The 17,150-nt window shown below is 68.0% G+C and carries 15 protein-coding genes; 3 read left to right on the top strand and 12 right to left on the bottom strand.

Annotated elements, in window-relative coordinates; translation table 11 throughout:
* Positions 1–86: 86 nt before the first annotated feature.
* The 8 genes from IHE47_RS01425 to IHE47_RS01390 form a co-directional block, all read right to left on the bottom strand.
* Positions 87–395, bottom strand: coding sequence for a hypothetical protein (locus IHE47_RS01425; protein WP_192103472.1), 309 nt, complete (start codon positions 393–395; stop codon positions 87–89).
* Between the two features lie 448 nt (positions 396–843).
* Entirely contained in the window at positions 844–2,331 is a 1,488-nt protein-coding gene (locus tag IHE47_RS01420; protein WP_192103470.1) for an outer membrane beta-barrel protein, read from the bottom strand.
* Between the two features lie 219 nt (positions 2,332–2,550).
* Positions 2,551–2,745, bottom strand: a complete 195-nt coding sequence (locus tag IHE47_RS01415) for a hypothetical protein (protein WP_192103468.1) — start codon at positions 2,743–2,745, stop codon at positions 2,551–2,553.
* A gap of 10 nt (positions 2,746–2,755) precedes the next feature.
* Complete coding sequence (kdpB, locus tag IHE47_RS01410; RefSeq protein WP_192103466.1) at positions 2,756–4,822, bottom strand: potassium-transporting ATPase subunit KdpB; 2,067 nt, start codon at positions 4,820–4,822, stop codon at positions 2,756–2,758.
* The gene (gene kdpC / locus IHE47_RS01405) at positions 4,819–5,475 is read right to left on the bottom strand and encodes a potassium-transporting ATPase subunit KdpC (protein WP_192103464.1); all 657 of its coding nucleotides are present in this window, start codon (positions 5,473–5,475) and stop codon (positions 4,819–4,821) included. The genes kdpB and kdpC overlap by 4 nt, the downstream gene beginning before the upstream one ends.
* Positions 5,476–5,484: 9 nt before the next feature.
* Positions 5,485–7,188, bottom strand: coding sequence for a potassium-transporting ATPase subunit KdpA (gene kdpA / locus IHE47_RS01400; RefSeq protein WP_192103461.1), 1,704 nt, complete (start codon positions 7,186–7,188; stop codon positions 5,485–5,487).
* Between the two features lie 94 nt (positions 7,189–7,282).
* The gene (gene kdpF / locus IHE47_RS01395; protein WP_192103459.1) at positions 7,283–7,372 is read right to left on the bottom strand and encodes a K(+)-transporting ATPase subunit F; all 90 of its coding nucleotides are present in this window, start codon (positions 7,370–7,372) and stop codon (positions 7,283–7,285) included.
* Positions 7,373–7,529: 157 nt separating this feature from the next.
* On the bottom strand, positions 7,530–8,504 hold the full coding sequence (locus IHE47_RS01390) for a VTT domain-containing protein (RefSeq protein ID WP_192103548.1): 975 nt from the start codon (positions 8,502–8,504) through the stop codon (positions 7,530–7,532).
* Between the two features lie 149 nt (positions 8,505–8,653).
* Here IHE47_RS01390 and IHE47_RS01385 point away from each other — a divergent pair, with 149 nt between their 5' ends.
* From IHE47_RS01385 to IHE47_RS01375, 3 genes are all read left to right on the top strand, one after another.
* On the top strand, positions 8,654–9,655 hold the full coding sequence (locus tag IHE47_RS01385; RefSeq protein ID WP_192103457.1) for a polyprenyl synthetase family protein: 1,002 nt from the start codon (positions 8,654–8,656) through the stop codon (positions 9,653–9,655).
* A complete protein-coding gene (locus tag IHE47_RS01380; protein WP_192103455.1) occupies positions 9,655–10,221 on the top strand; it encodes an NUDIX hydrolase in 567 nt (188 codons plus the stop codon). Before IHE47_RS01385 ends, IHE47_RS01380 begins: the two co-directional genes overlap by 1 nt.
* 293 nt (positions 10,222–10,514) lie before the next feature.
* The gene (locus IHE47_RS01375; RefSeq protein ID WP_192103453.1) at positions 10,515–12,245 is read left to right on the top strand and encodes a M1 family metallopeptidase; all 1,731 of its coding nucleotides are present in this window, start codon (positions 10,515–10,517) and stop codon (positions 12,243–12,245) included.
* A gap of 112 nt (positions 12,246–12,357) precedes the next feature.
* Here IHE47_RS01375 and IHE47_RS01370 read toward each other — a convergent pair whose 3' ends face one another.
* The 4 genes from IHE47_RS01370 to lipB all read right to left on the bottom strand — a co-directional run bounded on the left by IHE47_RS01370 (position 12,358) and on the right by lipB (position 17,081).
* Positions 12,358–12,966: a DUF4126 domain-containing protein gene (locus IHE47_RS01370; RefSeq protein WP_192103451.1), complete on the bottom strand. Its 609-nt coding sequence runs from the start codon at positions 12,964–12,966 to the stop codon at positions 12,358–12,360.
* 121 nt (positions 12,967–13,087) lie between these two features.
* Positions 13,088–15,370: a carboxy terminal-processing peptidase gene (locus IHE47_RS01365; protein WP_192103449.1), complete on the bottom strand. Its 2,283-nt coding sequence runs from the start codon at positions 15,368–15,370 to the stop codon at positions 13,088–13,090.
* Between the two features lie 8 nt (positions 15,371–15,378).
* Complete coding sequence (lipA, locus tag IHE47_RS01360; RefSeq protein ID WP_192103447.1) at positions 15,379–16,386, bottom strand: lipoyl synthase; 1,008 nt, start codon at positions 16,384–16,386, stop codon at positions 15,379–15,381.
* Positions 16,383–17,081: a lipoyl(octanoyl) transferase LipB gene (lipB, locus tag IHE47_RS01355; RefSeq protein WP_343227419.1), complete on the bottom strand. Its 699-nt coding sequence runs from the start codon at positions 17,079–17,081 to the stop codon at positions 16,383–16,385. The genes lipA and lipB overlap by 4 nt, the downstream gene beginning before the upstream one ends.
* Between the last annotated feature and the right edge of the window lie 69 nt (positions 17,082–17,150).

Below are 17,150 nucleotides of genomic sequence, written 5' to 3'. Positions count from 1 at the left end.
ACTTCCCTTTGCTGGCCCACGCCACCGCCGGGAGCGGTGGCGAACGGCGAAGCCGGCCCGCAGGGCGGAGGGCAGGATGCCCGGAGTCAAGAGAAGTAACCAAGAGAAATGGCCTTGCTTAATCCGCCGGGATTACAAGCCGGCTGTTTCGAGGATGTTGGAACTATATCCCGCGACACGACCTCCGCCGCCGCCATGCCGCGCCGTATCTGGAAGCCGAGGCACGCGAGCACCCACACACTCGTCATCCCGGCGAAGGCCGGACAAGCGCGAAGCGCGCAGAACGCCCGCAGGGCGGCCCCGAAGGGGCGAGCCTTCGGCTGTTCAACGCTCGCGTAGCTCGCTTTTGTCCGGCCTTCGCCGGGATGACGAGCAGAAGCACGAATACCGCTCACGTTTTTTTCTTTGCTTTGGTTGTTGCTTCTGCGCGCAGGAGCGCGCTGCTCTTCGGGGCCCCTCGGCGACGGTGAGGTGTGGACGACAAGGCCGCGCAGCGGGCGAGTCCATGGATGGACTCGCCTTTTCGACCGGACAGGAGTCCGGCCGAAAAGCCCGGCCACGCCTCACGGACTTTTCGCCCATGGATGGGCGAAAAGCGTCGCCGCGGGGTGCCCTTTTCTCTTGGTTACTTCTCTTTTGGGCACGCAAAAGAGAAGTAACTCGGGCGCCGACAGGCGCACGAACCCGCTTTGAAACTTGCGGCAAACACACAAGCAAAAGCCCCTCTCCCCTACCCCTCTTCCTCGCTCCTCAAAGCAGGGCCATCCATGGCCCTTCCCCGCGTCCGCAAGCGGGAGAGGGGAAATGCAGGCCATCGCAGCAATAGCGAAAGGAAAGCAAACATCAGAAGTGGATGATCGCATCCAGCAACGCCACCGCCTGATAGTCCTTGCGCCCGCCGTCATAAGCATCGACGTCATACGATTTCTCGTAACGCAACTCCGGCTGGATCTCCAGATCCTGCGACACCCAGTGCGTGATGCCGACGGTATGGCTGCTGTAGCGCGTGGCATAGCCGGTGCGCTGCCCCCTTTCGTCGTCGTAGAACTCGTTGCGGATGGACAGCATGTTCTTCGCGTCCAGCTCGATGTTGAGGTAGTTGACCGCGCCGAACGCGCCCGCATTGCCCGGCAGCGCCGAGGTGCCCGGCTCGCCCGGGATGCCGCCCGGACCGAAGCCGGGGACGTCGCGGCCGAACATGCGGTAGGCCTCGGTGAGGATGTGCACGCGCTCACTGAAGCGGTGGCCCCAGGTCATCACGTACATCTGCACGTTGTTGTAGTTGTAGTCGGAGTGGTTGAGGCTGTTGATGCAGGGGTACAGCATGTCGTTGTTGTCGGCCGACACCCAGCGCACGCAGGCCTGCAACGTGGGGCGCGCGGAGCGGTTCCACGGCGCGGTGTCGTTGCTGGCGTTCACGCCGAGCTGCAACGTCCACTGCTGGTTCAGGCGCGTGGTGGTCATGACGCCCATCTGCGTGTACGGGTCCTCGGTGTAGAGGATCGAGTGGGTCATCAGATAGTTCTGCGGCGAGAACTGCGCTTCGATGTCCGGCAGCGAAAGATAGCGGCCGACGCGCACGACCATGCCCTCGGCCACCCACGGGATGTAGAGGTCGGCGTAGAACAGCATCGGGTCGTCGCCGTAGACCTTGCCGTTCTGCGGCTCGTTGCTGGACGGGTTGTTCAGCAGCTGGCTGCTGAAGACGCCCTTCATCACCGTGTAGTGGTAGTCGTAGCCGTACAGGTTGGAGATGTCGAAGCCCCAGTCCAGGTGGTCGGTCTGCACCGTGTCTTCCACCCGCGTGAGGTTGAACACGAACTGGTCGAACTCCAGGCGGTTGGCGCGCGTGTTGTACGACAGCGGCGCGTTGCTCTTGCTGGAGGTGCTGAGGTTCCCCGACGGCGTGACCCAGCCGAACATCTCGATGCGGTTGCGCTGCATCCACTGGCCCAGCGCGGTGCAGACCAGAGCTTTTTCCAGCGGATAGGTGGAGTTGGTGTCCGGCACGCCGATCGGCGCCGGCACGCCGCCGAGCTGCCATTCCGACGAGGGGAACGGCGGCGAGTCCAGCGGTGCGTCCATCGCGCGGCGCTTGGTCGCCGGTGCGTTCGGGTCGGCCGGCTGCGCGTCTTCGCGGTACGCCGCGGCGAAGCGCGAGAGGAAGCCGTGCGAGCAGTCGGAGCTTTGCACCTCCATCGCGGGTGCCGGCGTCGAGATGGCGCTTTGCGGATCGGCCAGCGGCGCGGCCGCGGTGGTGTCGGCCAGCGCGCGCCCAACCGGCAGGATCGCCAGCAGCAGCGCCAGCGGAACCAGTTTCTTGTGTGTCATGTCTGTCCTTGTTTCACGGCCCGCAACGGCCGCTTTCGTGAAGCGATGAACTTGTCGCTCGGCATCCCAGCGCAAGCTGGGATCCAGTGATTGAAAGCCATCAAGCGCAAAGTCGCTGGATGATTCGCTGCGCTCACTCCTATGGGGCCGCCCTTCGGGCATTCTGCGCGCTGCGCTTGTCCGGCTTTCGCCGGAATGACGAGCAAGAGCGCAGGCTCGTCAGATGCCGGCATAGCCGCCAAGCACGTAGTCGTCCTGCTCGCGCTCGGCCGCGGTGGCCACGTGCGCCGGGGCGTTCTGCCGCACCGGTAGCGCGATCACCACGTCGTGGCCTTCGCCGGTGGAAACGACCACCTCGATCTGTTCGTGCTGGTCGTCGGGAAGGTTCACGGAGAGTTTCAGTTGTGCGTTCATGGATCAATCCTCATACAAGGCCACAGGCAACCAGCAGCATGTCGATCAGCTTGATGCCGACGAAGGGCACGAGCAGGCCGCCGAGGCCGTAGACCAGCAGGTTGCGGTTGAGCAGCGCGGCGGCGCCGATGGCGCGGTAGCGCACGCCCTTCAGCGCCAGCGGGATCAGCGCGATGATGATCAGCGCGTTGAAGATCACCGCCGACAGGATCGCCGAGCCCGGGCTGTGCAGGCGCATCACGTTGAGCGCTTCGAGCTGCGGGTAGGTGGTGACGAAGATCGCCGGCAGTATCGCGAAGTACTTCGCCACGTCGTTGGCGATGGAGAAGGTGGTGAGCGAGCCGCGCGTCATCAGCAGCTGCTTGCCGGTTTCCACGATCTCCAGCAGCTTGGTGGGATTGGAATCCAGATCCACCATGTTGCCGGCCTCGCGCGCGGCCTGCGTGCCGGAGTTCATCGCCACCGCCACGTCGGCCTGCGCCAGCGCGGGGGCGTCGTTGGTGCCGTCGCCGGTCATCGCCACCAGCCGGCCGTGCGCCTGGTAGTCGCGGATCAGCTTGAGCTTGGCCTCGGGCGTGGCTTCGGCGAGGAAGTCGTCCACGCCGGCCTCGGCGGCGATCGCCGCGGCGGTGAGCGGGTTGTCGCCGGTGACCATCACGGTGCGGATGCCCATGCGGCGCAGCTCGGCGAAGCGTTCCTTGATGCCGGGCTTCACCACGTCCTTCAACTCGATCACGCCCATCGCGCGGTTGGCGTCCACCACCAGCAGCGGCGTGGCGCCACGGCGCGCGATCTCCTCCGCCGCGCGCAACAGCAGTTCGGGCAGGTGGCTGCCGTTCTCGTCGAGGTAGCGGCGCACCGCATCCAGCGCACCCTTGCGGATCGCCCGCGTGCCGAGGTCGACGCCGCTCATGCGGGTCTGCGCGGTGAACGCCACGAACTCGGCGTTGCCGGTGTCGAATGACTCGGCCTGCAGGCCGAAGCCCGACTGCGCCAGCGCCACCACGCTGCGGCCTTCCGGCGTCTCGTCGGCCAGCGAGGCGAGCAGCGCGGCCCTGGCGAGATCGCGCTCCGCCACGCCCGGCGCGGCATGGAATGCGGTCGCCTGGCGGTTGCCGAAGGTGATCGTGCCGGTCTTGTCCAGCAGCAGCACGTCCACGTCGCCGGCCGCCTCGACCGCACGACCGGAAGTGGCGACCACGTTGGCCTGCATCATCCGGCTCATGCCCGCCACGCCGATCGCCGACAGCAGGCCGCCGATGGTGGTGGGCGCGAGGCACACCAGCAGCGCCACCAGCGCGGTCAGCGTCACCACCTTGCCGGCGCCGCCCATCGCGACCGCGAAGATCGAGAACGGCAGCAAGGTGACCACCACCAGCAGGAACACGATGGTGAGGCCCACCAGCAGGATGGTCAGCGCCACCTCGTTCGGCGTCTTCTGCCGCTTGGCACCTTCCACCATCGCGATCATGCGGTCGAGGAAGGACTCGCCGGGGTTCACGCCGATGCGCACCACCAGCCAGTCGGACAGCACGCGCGTGCCGCCGGTGACCGAGCAGAAGTCGCCGCCGGCCTCGCGGATCACCGGCGCGGATTCGCCGGTGATCGCGCTCTCGTCCACCGAGGCCACGCCTTCGATCACCTCGCCGTCCAGCGGCACCCAGTCGCCGGCTTCCACCAGCACCACGGTGCCCTTGCGCAGCTCGCTGGCGTCCAGCGGCAGCCAGCGGCTGGCGTGGTTCGGCTCCACCAGCTTCTTGGCCACGATCCTGCGCTGCATGCCGCGCAGGCTGGCGGCCTGCGCCTTGCTGCGGCCCTCGGCCAGCGCTTCGGCGAAGTTCGCGAACAGCACGGTGAACCACAGCCACAGCGCCACCGCGAGGATGAAGCCGGCGGGTGCCTCGCCGTGGCCCGCCAGCGCCTGCAGCCACAACAGGCTGACCAGCAGGCTGCCCAGCCACACCACGAACATCACCGGGTTGCGCCACTGCGTGCGCGGCGACAGCTTGCGCAGCGCATCGAGGCAGGCCGGCCCGAGCAGGGCCGGGTCGAACAGGGGTAGCTGCTTGCCACTCATGACTTCGTTCCGTGTTGACCCTCACGCGCGAGCGTATCGAGGGCGAGGTTCAGTTCCAGCACGTTCACCCGCGGCACGCCGAACAGGCCGAACACGCGCGCTGCGGTGTGCTCGTTCAACAGGCGCTCCACCTCGGCCTGCGGCAGGCCGCGCTGCGCCGCCACGCGGGGCAGCTGCAGCTCTGCGTTGGCCAGCGAGATCTCGGGATCCAGCCCCGAGCCGGAGGCGGTGACCGCATCGACCGGAACCGGTGCGTTCGCGGCCAGGCCGTTCTCGCTGCGATAGGCGCGTGCACGTCCGGCCACAGCATCGATCAGCTTGCGATTGGTCGAGCCGTCGTTGCTCGCGGCGCTCAGCTCCGCGTTGTAGGGCGCGTCCACGGTCTTGCTCGGGTCCTTCGGATCCGCGGCCTGCGTGACGCTGGGGCGCGGGTGGAAATAACGCGGCGCGGTGAAGGCCTGGCCCAGCAGGGCCGAGCCGATCACCCGGCCGTCGTGCTGCACCAGGCTGCCCTGCGCGCGCCACGGCAACAGCAGGTTCGCCGCCGCGGTGGTGACCAGCGGATAGGCCAGCCCGGTGAGCAGCATGAACAGCACGGCAGACGCGATCGCCGGCCGCAGCAGGCTGCGGATGGAAGTGTTCGTATCGTTCATGGGTTTCTCTCAGAACAATTGGTCGTGCAGCATGGCGATGTGCTCGACCAGCGGTCCCAGCGCCAGCGCCGGCAGGAAGGTGAGGCCACCCACCACCAGGGTCACCAGCACGGTCAGCGCCATGAACAGCGGCGTGGCCGTGGGGAAGGTGCCGGCGGTTTCCGGCAGCGTCTTCTTGCCGGCCAGCAGGCCCGCCACCGCCAGCATCGGCAGCAAGGTGCCGTAGCGGCCGATCAGGATCGCGAGGCCGATGGTGGTGTTGTAGAAGGGCGTGTTCACGCTGAGCCCGCCGAACGCCGAACCGTTGTTCGCGGTGGCCGAGGTGTAGGCGTAGAGGATCTCGCTGAAGCCGTGCGGGCCGGTGTTGCCCAGCGAATCGGCGATGTGCGGCCACAGCACCGCCAGCGCGGTGAAGCCGAGGATGCAGATCGGATGCGCCAGCACCGCCAGCATCACCAGCTTGATCTCGCGCGCCTCGATCTTCTTGCCGAGGAACTCCGGCGTGCGGCCGATCATCATGCCGATCAGGAACACCGCGAGGATCGCGTACTGCAGCAGGTTGATCAGGCCCACGCCCTTGCCGCCGAACACGCAGTTCAACATCATCTCGCCCAGCGGCACCAGGCCGCCCAGCGGGGTCAGCGAATCGTGCATCGCATCCACCGCACCGGTGGTCGCGGCGGTGGTTGAGGTGACGAACAGGCTGCTGCCGGCGATGCCGAAGCGCATCTCCTTGCCTTCCATGTTGCCGCCCGGCTGGGTGACCGTGTGCTGCTGCGCCACGCCCAGCGTGGTGAACTGCGGATTGCCCGCCCGCTCCGCCGGATACGCAATGGCGAGGAAGCCGACGAACATCACCAGGAACGCGCCGAAGAACACCCAGCCCTGGCGCTTGCGCGTCAGCATGCAACCGAACGTCACCGTCAGCGCCGAGGGGATCAGCAGCATCGACAGGATTTCCAGCGAGTTGGTGAACGGCGTGGGATTCTCGAACGGATGCGCCGCGTTCGCGCCGAAGAAGCCGCCGCCGTTGGTGCCGATGTTCTTGATCGCCTCGAGGCTCGCAACCGCGCCGAGGATGATGTGCTGCTTCGCGCCTTCCAGCGTGGTCGCCACGGCATCCGAGGCCAGCGTCTGCGGCACGCCCTGCCACACGCAGACCAGCGCCACCACGAAGCAGACCGGCAGCAGCACGCGCCAGACGATGCGCGTCAGGTCCACCCAGAAATTGCCGATCTCCGGCTTCTCGGCGTGGCCCAGCGCACGGATGAAAGCCGCGCCCGCCGCCAGGCCGGTGGCCGCGCTCACTGTCATCAAGAAGGTCAGCGCCGCCATCTGGCTGAAGTTGGACAAGGTGTTCTCGCCCGAGTACGACTGCCAGTTGGTGTTGGTGATGAAGGAGGCCGCGGTGTTGAACGCCAGGTCCGGCGACATCCCCGGCAGGTGCAGGGGGTTCCACGGCAGCCACGCCTGCACGCGCAGCAGCAGGTAGCCCAGCAGCAGCATCGCCGCGTTCGCCAGCACCAGCGCCAGGCCGTACTGCGACCAGCGCATGCCGTGGTCCGGATCCACGCCCAGCAGGCGATAGGTCACGCGCTCGGGCAACGCGTGCCCGGCGTCGGTGAACACCCCCGCCAGATACTTGCCCATCGGTATCGCCAATGCGGTCATGCACGCCAGCATCAGCACGAAGTAGAGAAGGTCCGTACTCATTCAGATCTTCTCCAGCGCGGCGATGTACAGCACCAGGCCGATGAAGAACACCGCCACCAGTCCCACGAAAATGAAATCGCTCATCGTGCCGCCCTCAGAACCGTTCCGGACGGAACAGCGCGTAGAACAGGTAGACGAACAAACCCGCGGCCATCACGCCGCCCAACACCATTGCCCAGCCCATTGCATGCCTCCGTGGAACCGCGCCGGGAAGGCGGCGCGGCAAGGTGCGCAATCTAGGCTTGCGGGCATAACGGGCGGATAGCGGAAAACCGCTGCCGCATATATTTCTCGTAAAGATTTCTGCCGGGGAGCCGCACGGCTGGAACTTGTTTGCGACCTCAGGCCGCCGTCGGCGCGGAATCGTCCACGCCCTGCCCCGCACCAGCCTCAGCCAATCGATGCACCGTGTAGCCGGCAGCATCCCAGGCGTCCAGTCCACCCCGCAGCGGTCGCACGCGGCGATAGCCGCGCGCCATCAGCGCCTGCGCTGCGTAGGCGGCGGAGACCTCGTTCGGGCAGTTGCAATACACCACCAGCTCGCGGTCGATCGGTATCGCCTCGACCACCTGCACGACGCCATCGATCTCGGCAAGCAGCGCATCGGGAATGACCCGGTCGTCCAGTTGCCGCGCCACCGTCGAACGCACGTCGATCACCACGGGCGCGTGGCCTGCCGCGATCGCGCGAGCCAGTTCCTCGACACCGATGCGGGCCATCCGCAGCGACCGCAGCAGGCGTTCGCGCCGCCACCATCGGACCAGCACATAGGCCACGAGCAGCGCCGCCCCCACCTCGACCGTCGCCGTGCCCGCATGGGCGACGGCGTCCAGCACGCGATCGACTTCGCCCGCGAAAGCGTAGCCAAGCGCGAGCGACACACCCGCCCAGAGCAGTGCGCCCAGGCCGTCGAGCAGCACGAAGTTCCGCGGCGGCAGGCCCATCGCGCCGACCAGCGGCGGCGCCAGCAGCGACAGCCCCGGCACGAACTTGGCGACCAGCAGCACCTGGCCGCGCCAGCGCTGGAAACGCAGCTCCGACTGCTTCACGCAGGAATCCGGCGACAGCGAGATGCGGCAGAGCGTGCGCATCACCCCCGCCCCATAGCGCCGCCCCGCCAGGTACCAGGCCAGGTCGCCGATCAGGCTGCCAGCCAGGGCCGCCGCCACGATGCCGGCCAGCGACAGGCGGCCGCCTGCTGCCAGCGCGCCGGCCACGACCAGGGTGGGCACCGCCGGCACCGGCACGCCCGCCTGCGCCGCCAGCACGTTGAGGAACACCAGCAGCAGGCCGTACTGGGCGATCAACGCAATGATTTCGTGTGCCATCGGACCGGGACCCCGTGGCGGCAACGACGGGCCGCCGCACCATCATTGGGCCGGCCAGTGCGGCTTGCAATCTCCCCCCAGATGCGGGTTCGCGGCGACCAGCCTCTATAATCGGGCGAACCAGACCGCGACCACCCATGAACTCGATCCCAGCCGACGCTCCACGCCCCGCCGACTTCGCCACCGTGCGCGCACTCGCCGACGCCGACATGCGCCGCATCGACGCGCTGATCCGCGCGCGGCTGGCTTCCGACGTGGTGCTGATCAACCAGATCGCCGAACACATCATCGCCGGCGGCGGCAAGCGGCTGCGGCCGATGCTGCACGCGCTGGCCGCGCGCGCGGCGGGCTACCGCGGCGAGCAGCACGTGAAGCTGGCCGCGGTGATCGAGTTCATCCACACCTCCACCCTGCTGCACGACGACGTGGTGGACGAATCCGGCCTGCGCCGCGGCCGGCAGACCGCGAACGCGCTGTGGGGCAATGCCGCCAGCGTGCTGGTGGGCGACTTCCTCTACTCGCGCTCGTTCCAGCTGATGGTCGAGCTGGACGACATGCGCATCATGCGCATCCTCGCCGACACCACCAACACCATCGCCGAGGGCGAGGTACTGCAGCTGCTCAACATCGGCAACGCCGACGTGGACGAGGCCGCCTACCTCGCGGTGATCGAGCGCAAGACCGCCGTGCTGTTCGCCGCCGCCACCGAGCTGGGCGGACTGCTCGGCGGGCTGCCCGCGGAACAGGTGGCCGCGCTGCGCCGCTACGGCATGGAGCTGGGCTACGCGTTCCAGATCGCCGACGACCTGCTGGACTACACCAGCGACGCCGACACGCTGGGCAAGAACATCGGCGACGACCTCGCCGAAGGCAAGCCCACCCTGCCGCTGATCTATGCGCTGCAGAACGCCACGCCGGAACAGGCGGCCTCGCTGCGCCACGCCATCGAACATGGCGGGCTGGATTCGCTGGACCGCATCATCGCCGCGATCCACGACTCCGGCGCGCTGGAGCGCACCCGCGCACGCGCCGAGGCGCACGCCAACGCCGCGCACGACGCCCTGTCCATGCTGCCCGCCTCGCCCTACCGCGATGCGCTGGCCACGCTGGCCGACTACTCGGTGCAGCGCACGTTCTGATGGACCCGCATGGCCACTCCCTGCCCGCGGATGCCGACGCGCCGGTGGAAACCCTGTACCAGGGCCGCTGGCTGAGCCTGCGCAGGCGCGGCCGCTGGGAGTACGTCGAACGCAACAACCCCGGCGGCGCGGCGATCGTGATCGCGGTGACGCCCGGCGACCGCGTGCTGTTCGTCGAGCAGTACCGCGTGGCGATCCAGTCGCGCACCATCGAGATGCCGGCGGGCCTGGTCGGCGACCTCGCCGGGCAGGAGGACGAAGGCATCCTGCTGGCCGCGCAACGCGAACTGGAAGAGGAAACCGGCTGGCGCTGTTCGCGGGCGGCCTTGCTGCACCAGGGGCCGTCTTCCGCGGGCATGAGCACCGAGATGATCGCCTACGTGCGCGCCTTCGACCTGGTGAAGGTGGGCGCGGGCGGCGGCGACGCCAGCGAGGACATCGTGGTGCACGAGGTGCCGCGCCACGAGGCGGGGGCATGGCTGTTCGCGCGCGCTGCCGAAGGGTATTCGATCGATCCCAAGTTGTTCGCGGGGCTGTGGCTGCTGGAGCACTGCGCCACCGGTTGACTCCGCGCGGTGCGACGGGGCCTTGGCCACACTGCCGTGACGGGCCGGAAAGATGGGGCATGTCCATCCGGTGCCTCCGCGGATTCCTGCGCGGCTTCCGCCGCCTGTCGGCACCCGGGTCACTCCGCCTTGCCGGCCCTTGCCCCACGGCGGCATTGGCGAACGGCGCAGTTGTTCGTGCGGCCCCGGGACCCACGCGCGCAAGACAGCATCCGGCACATGACTTCCGGCGATGTCGTGCCGACGCGCAAAGTGGCATGGTGCGGGATCGAACTTCCGCACAGGAATCGCCCATGCGCCACAGCCTGCTCGCCCTTGGCCTCGTCCTCGGCCTTGGCATCGCCGGTCCGGCACCGGCCCGGGATGCCGCACCAGGCCAGCCGCCGCTCACCGCGTTGACCAAGGATTCCGGCACGCCGATGCCGGCCGAACAGAAGCGCGTGCATTTCGACCATGCCGAACTGCACATCGCGGTGAAACCGGCCACGCAGAGCATAGCCGCCAGCGCCACGCTCACCTTCAGCGCGCTGGAAGCCACCGATGTGTTGATGGTGGACCTGGACCGCAACCTGCCGGTGAGCGCGATCAGCGTGGACGGCAAGCCGCTCCCCGCCAGCGCGTGGAGCAATCCCGAAGGCCGCTTGCGCATTCAACTGCCGCAGGCCGTGGCCAAGGGCGGCAAGGTCAGCGCCACCATCGCCTACGGCGGCAAGCCGCACGTGGCGAAGATGGCGCCCTGGGACGGCGGCTTCGTATGGAGCCACACCAAGGATGGCCAGCCCTGGGTGGGCAGCGCGGTGGAAGGCGAAGGCTGCGACCTGTTCTGGCCCTGCATCGACCAGCCCGACGGCAAGCCCGACCTCGTCGACCTCTACGTGAACGTGCCCAAGCCGCTGGTGGCGCCGGGCAACGGCGTGCTGGTCGGCGTCAGCGACGACGGCGACACGCGCACGTACCACTGGCGCGCCAGGCATCCCACCACCTACGCCATCTCGATCAACGTGGGCCCGTACAAGGAGCTCACCGGCGAATACAGGAGCCGCTACGGCAACACGATCCCGCTGCAGTACTGGTACCTCGCCGGCGAGGACGCGCAGGCGCAGGCGCTGTTCGCCGAGTTCCCGCGCATGCTGGATTTCTTCGAGGCGAAGATCGGCCCCTATCCCTGGGGCGACGAGAAGATGGGCGTGGTGGAAACCCCGTACAAGGGCATGGAGCACCAGACCATCAACGCCTACGGCAACCAGTACGCGAAAAGCGGCGGCGGCTTCGACGACCTGCTGCAGCACGAATTCGCGCACGAGTGGTTCGGCAACCAGATGACCAACGCGAACTGGGACGACATGTGGCTGCACGAGGGCTTCGCCACCCTGATGCAGCCGCTGTACGCGCAGTACCTCGACGGCGACGCCACGTACTACGGCTGGCTCGACAAGCTGCGCACGATGGTCGCGGACCGGCACCCGGTGGTGTCCGGCACGCCGCGCACCGAGGAAGCCGTGTACGAGGACGCGCGCGGCGGCCCCGGCCAGGACATCTACAACAAGGGCGCGCTGATGCTCGAATCGCTGCATCGCCTGATCGGCGAGCAGGCGTTCTACGACAGCATCCGCGAACTGGTGTATGGCCGGCCCGACCCGAAGCCGGGCAACTTCCAGCCGCAATACCGCACCAGCGCCGACTTCATGCGCATCGTGAACCAGGTCACCGGCAAGGACTACGACTGGTTCTTCAAGGTGTACCTCTACCAGGCCGCGCTGCCCAGGCTGGACGTGCAGCGCCGCGGCGACACGCTGGACCTCGCCTGGCAGGCGCCTGGCAACCTGCCCTTCCCGATGCCCGTCGACGTGCAGGTGGACGACGCCGTGCACACCGTGGCGATGACCGGCAACCACGGCAGCCTCACGGTACCCGCCGGTGCGCTGGTGACGATAGACCCGCATTCGAAGCTGCTGCGCGACGAGCCGCGCTTCACCGAGTTCCGGCAGTGGCTGAAGCAGCAGCGCAAGGCGGCGAAACCCTGAGGCCGCGCCTGCAGGAGCGCACCCTGTGCGCGATGGCTCTTGCTTCGATCAGGCACCGGAGCCATCGCGCACAAGGTGTGCCCCTACGGAAATGATCGCTGCCGGCGGGCGGTCAACCCGCGCCGGAGAGGAAACCGCCGATCCGGCGCAGCCGTTGTCCCAGCGTGCGCAGGCCGCGCAGCAGCCTGGGCAGCAACCAGCACAGCAGCAGCACGAACAGCGCCAGCAGCACCAGCAAGGCCAGCGGGTGGTGCCACATCAGGTAGAGCCCGCCCACCCAGGTGAGGTCTTCGCCGGCGCTGGCCGTCCAGTTGCTCAGCGGCTCGGGCGAGGTGTTGATCAGCGCGCGCGCGCCGGTCTTGGCCAGGTGCGTGCCGGCGGTGAGCGCGCCGCCCAGCAGGGCCGCCGCCACCTGCGCGCCGGCGCCCGAATCCCTGAACACGCCCCATGCCAGCAGCATGCCCACCGGGATGCGGATGAAGGTGTGGATAGCGTCCCAGGCGCTGTCGAAGGCGGGAACCTTGTCGGCCAGGAACTCGCCCAGCGCCAGCACGCCCGACACCGCCAGCACCCAGGTGTCGGTGAGCATCGCCAGCCCCGGCGGCAGGTGCACCCAGCCCAGCCGCCCCAGCATGCCGGCGACGAACACCGTGGCATAGAGGCGAAACCCGCTGGCCCATGCCAGGCCACCAGCCAGCGCGACGTTCGACAGTGGATCCATGGCAATCCTCCCGGCGGGACGGCGACACGCTCGCGCAGCACCGCCGCAAGGTCAAGTCGCCGGCACGGAAACGACCAGGGGCGCCGCAGCGCCCCTGGTCGTTTCCGTGTTGCAGGTGGCCTCAATGCGCCGCGGTGGCGGATGCCGCTGCAGCGGGCTTGGCCGAGGCGGCTGCGGCGGCCGGCTTCTGCGCGGACGTCGCAGCCAGCTGGGCCAGGTAATCACTGCCGGGAGGCAGGATCACGGCGGCCGCCTTGGGATCGGCCTTCAGCAGGTCGACTTCGTCGGACACGATGTGCGCGGCCTCGCGCAGTTGGGCATCGGGCGCGTCCTTGGCGTCCTTCTGCTGCTGCAGCTCGGTCTTCAGGCTGCGCTCGCTGGGGTCGAGGCCGTCGTCCAGCGCGCTGTCCTCGTCCTTGAGGTAGGCGTCGCTGCCGTCGATCGCCTTCTGGCGCTCGCGGAAGCTGGCCTGCATCGCATCCTGCTGCTTGCGCTCGGCCTCGCGCTTGGCGAAGTTCAGCGACACCGAGGTCTGGTCGCGCATGGTCTTGTACTGCGCCAGCTGGTCCAGCATCAGCTTCCACGCCGGCGACGTCGCCACGCGTGCGTCGTGCAGGCTGTCCAGCTGCTGCACGTAGGCCTTCACGTCGCCCTCGGTCTTGTAGTCGGCCGGCGCGATGTGCGTCCACGGCAGCGCGTTGTCGTAGGTGGACTCGCCGAAGTCCTTGGCGTCGCCGTTGCCCGGGAAGCTGATGTCCGGCGTCACGCCCTTGATCTGGGTGGAGCCGCCGTTGATGCGGAAGAACTCCTGCACGGTCATCTTCAGCTCGCCGTACTGCGGCTTGCCGTCGGGGTTCTGGCTGAAGCGGTCGAGGTCGATCAGGGTCTGCACGGTGCCCTTGCCGAAGCTGGGCGTGCCGATGATCAGGCCGCGGCCGTAGTCCTGGATCGCCGCGGAGAAGATCTCCGAGGCCGAGGCCGTGCCGCGGTTCACCATCACCGCCAGCGGGCCGTCCCACAGCGGCGTGGCGTTGTCCGCGCCCTGCACGTCCACCTGGCCGCGCGCGTCGCGCACCTGCACCACCGGGCCCTTGCCGGTGAACAGGCCGGTCATCGAATCGGCCTCGGCCAGCGAGCCGCCGCCGTTGCTGCGCAGGTCCACGATGATGCCCTGCACGCCGGCCGTCTTCAGTTCGCCGACCAGCTTGGCCACGTCGCGGGTGGCGCTGCGGAAGTCCTTGTCGCCTTCGCTGCGCGCGCCGAAGTCGGAGTAGAAGCTCGGCAGGTCGATCACGCCGATCTTGCGCACGACGTCGCCGTCCTTGACGTCGATGATCTTCTTCTTGGCCGCGCTCTCCTCGATGTTGACCTTCTTGCGCACCAGGCTGATCACCTCGTGCTTGCCGTCGGGACCGGCGTCGGCGGGCAGGATCTCCAGCCGCACCGTGGTGTCCTTCTTGCCGCGGATCAGGTTGACCACGTCGTCGATGCGCCAGCCGATCACGTCGGTGAACGGCCCGCTGTCGCCCTGGCCCACGCCGAGGATGCGGTCGCCGGGCTTGAGCTTGCCGGACTTCTCCGCCGGGCCGCCGGGTATCAGGGTGAAGACGATGGTGTAATCGTCGCGCGACTGCAGCTGCGCGCCGATGCCTTCCAGCGACAGCTTCATCTGGATCGCGAAGTCCTCGGCCGCGCGCGGGCTGAGGTAGTCGGTGTGCGGATCGGTGGTGTTGGCGTAGGCGGTCATGAAGGCCTGGAAGGCGTCTTCGCTGTCCAGCTGCTTCACGCGCTCGATGTAGTTGTTGTAGCGCTTCGTCAGCGTCTTGCGGATGTCGTCGTCACCCTTGCCGGCGAGCTTGAGGCGCAGCCAGTCGTTCATGGTGCGCTTGCGCCACAGGTCGTCCAGCGCCGCGTCGTCCTTCGCCCAGCCGGCGTCCTTGCGGTCGTACTGGTAGCTCTCGTCGCCGTTGAAATCGAAGCTGCCCTTGAGCAGGTCGCGCGCGTAGCTCATGCGCTGCACGGCGCGCTGCAGGAACTTGTTGTAGATGTCGAACGGGACCGAGAGGTCCTGGTTCCAGATCGCGTCGTCCAGCTTGGTCTGGTCCGGCGCGAGCTGGTCCATGTCCTGCTTGGTGAAGAACACCTTGTCCGGGTCCAGCAGCTTGATGTACGCCTTGTAGATCTTCTGCGACATCGCGTCGTCCAGCGGCTGCGCGTCGTAGTGGAAGCGGGTGAGGAAGCGCGCGGACAGCTGCGCCGCCTGCGCCTGCGTCGCATCGGGCTTGAGCGGCCACGTGGCCGCCTTGCGATGGCTGCCGGCGCCGAGGTCGGCGGCGGATTGCGCGGACGCGCAGGTGACGACGGTCAAGCCCAGCAGCAGGGCCAGCGCGGGACGAAAGGTCATGGGGGTTCTCAAAGTTCGGTGACGCCGGCCGCGTGGGCCTGCAGGTCGGCGTGGTAGGACGAACGCACCAGCGGACCGGAGGCGACGTGATGGAAGCCCATCGCCTCGCCCTCCTTGCGCAGGTCCTCGAATTCCTCGGGTGTCCAGTAGCGCATCACCGGGTGGTGGTGCGGCGTGGGCTGCAGGTACTGGCCGATGGTGATCATTTCCACGTCGTGCGCGCGCAGGTCGCGCATGGTCTCCAGCACCTGCTCCATGGTCTCGCCCAGGCCCAGCATGATGCCGGACTTGGTCGGCACGTCCGGATGCTGCGCCTTGAAGCGCTTGAGCAGGTCCAGCGACCACTGGTAGTCGGCGCCCGGACGCACCTCGCGATACAGGTGCGGCACGGTTTCCAGGTTGTGGTTGAACACGTCCGGCGGGAAGTCCTTGAGCACTTCCAGCGCGCGCTCCATGCGGCCCTTGCCGCGGAAGTCGGGCGTGAGGATCTCGATCTTGATGTTCGGGCTGGCGTGGCGCGTGGCGCGGATGCAGGCGGCGAAATGCTCGGCGCCGCCGTCGCGCAGGTCGTCGCGGTCCACCGAGGTGATCACCACGTACTTCAGGCGCATGTCGGCGATGGTCTCGGCCAGGCGCGCCGGCTCCAGCGGATCGGGCGCGGCCGGGCGGCCATGCGCCACGTCGCAGAACGAGCAGCGGCGGGTGCACACCTCGCCCAGGATCATGAAGGTGGCGGTGCCCTTGCTGAAGCACTCGTGGATGTTCGGGCACGAGGCTTCCTCGCACACCGTCACCAGCGAGTTCTCGCGCAGGCGCGACTTCAGCTGCTGCACGGCGTTGCCCTGCGGCAGGCGCACGCGGATCCAGCTGGGCTTGCGCAGCACCGGCGTGCCGGTGTCGAAGCCGGCGCGGTTCAGCGCGATCTTGTCGTTGCCGAGTTGCTTTTCGCCCGCGGGCGCGCCGCTGACGACGCTGATCGGGATGGACTTGACGGGTGAAGCGGAGGCGTCGCTCATGCGGATTCGCGTGCGGGGAGTTCGGGGATGACGGGAGCGGCCGGTTCGGCGCGGAAACCGAACTGGCGGCAGAACTCTTCCACCAGCGCATCTTCCACGTCCGCCAAACGCGACGGGCCGCCCAAGTCTAGCACCTGCGTCACTGCCAAACCCTTGTAGCCGCAAGGGTTGATGCGATGGAACGGTTCCAGGTTCATGTTCACGTTGAAGGCCAGCCCATGGAAGCTGCAGCCGCGGCGCACGCGCAGGCCCAGCGCGGCCACCTTGGCCTCGGCCACGTAGACGCCCGGCGCGCCCTCGCGGCGTTCGGCGACGATGTTCCAGTGCGCCAGCGTATCGATGATGGCCTGCTCGATCCTGTTGACCAGCTCGCGCACCCCCAGCCCGGCGCGGCGCAGGTCGATCAGCGGATAGCCCACGATCTGGCCGGGGCCGTGGTAGGTCACCTGGCCGCCGCGGTCCACCGGGACCACCGGAATGTCGCCGGGCGCCAGCACGTGCTCCATCTTGCCGGCCTGGCCCAGGGTGAACACCGGGTCGTGCTCCAGCAGCCAGAACTCGTCCACCGTGTCGGCGGTGCGGTTGTCGGTGAACGCACTCATCGCCTTCCAGGTCGCCGCGTAGGGCTGGCGGCCGAGGCGGCGGATGGCCAGGGGCCGGGATTCGGGATACGGGATACGGGATTCGGGGGTCACTGCCAGCTTGCTACCTTGCGTTTTTCTCGAACGGGAGCCGTGTTATTCGTATTTGCCACGAGATCCGGG

Origin of the sequence: Rhodanobacter sp. DHB23, from assembly GCF_014842975.1 — a bacterium.
Taxonomy (GTDB): Bacteria; Pseudomonadota; Gammaproteobacteria; order Xanthomonadales; family Rhodanobacteraceae; genus Rhodanobacter_A.
This window is presented reverse-complemented; position numbering and strand designations above follow the sequence as displayed.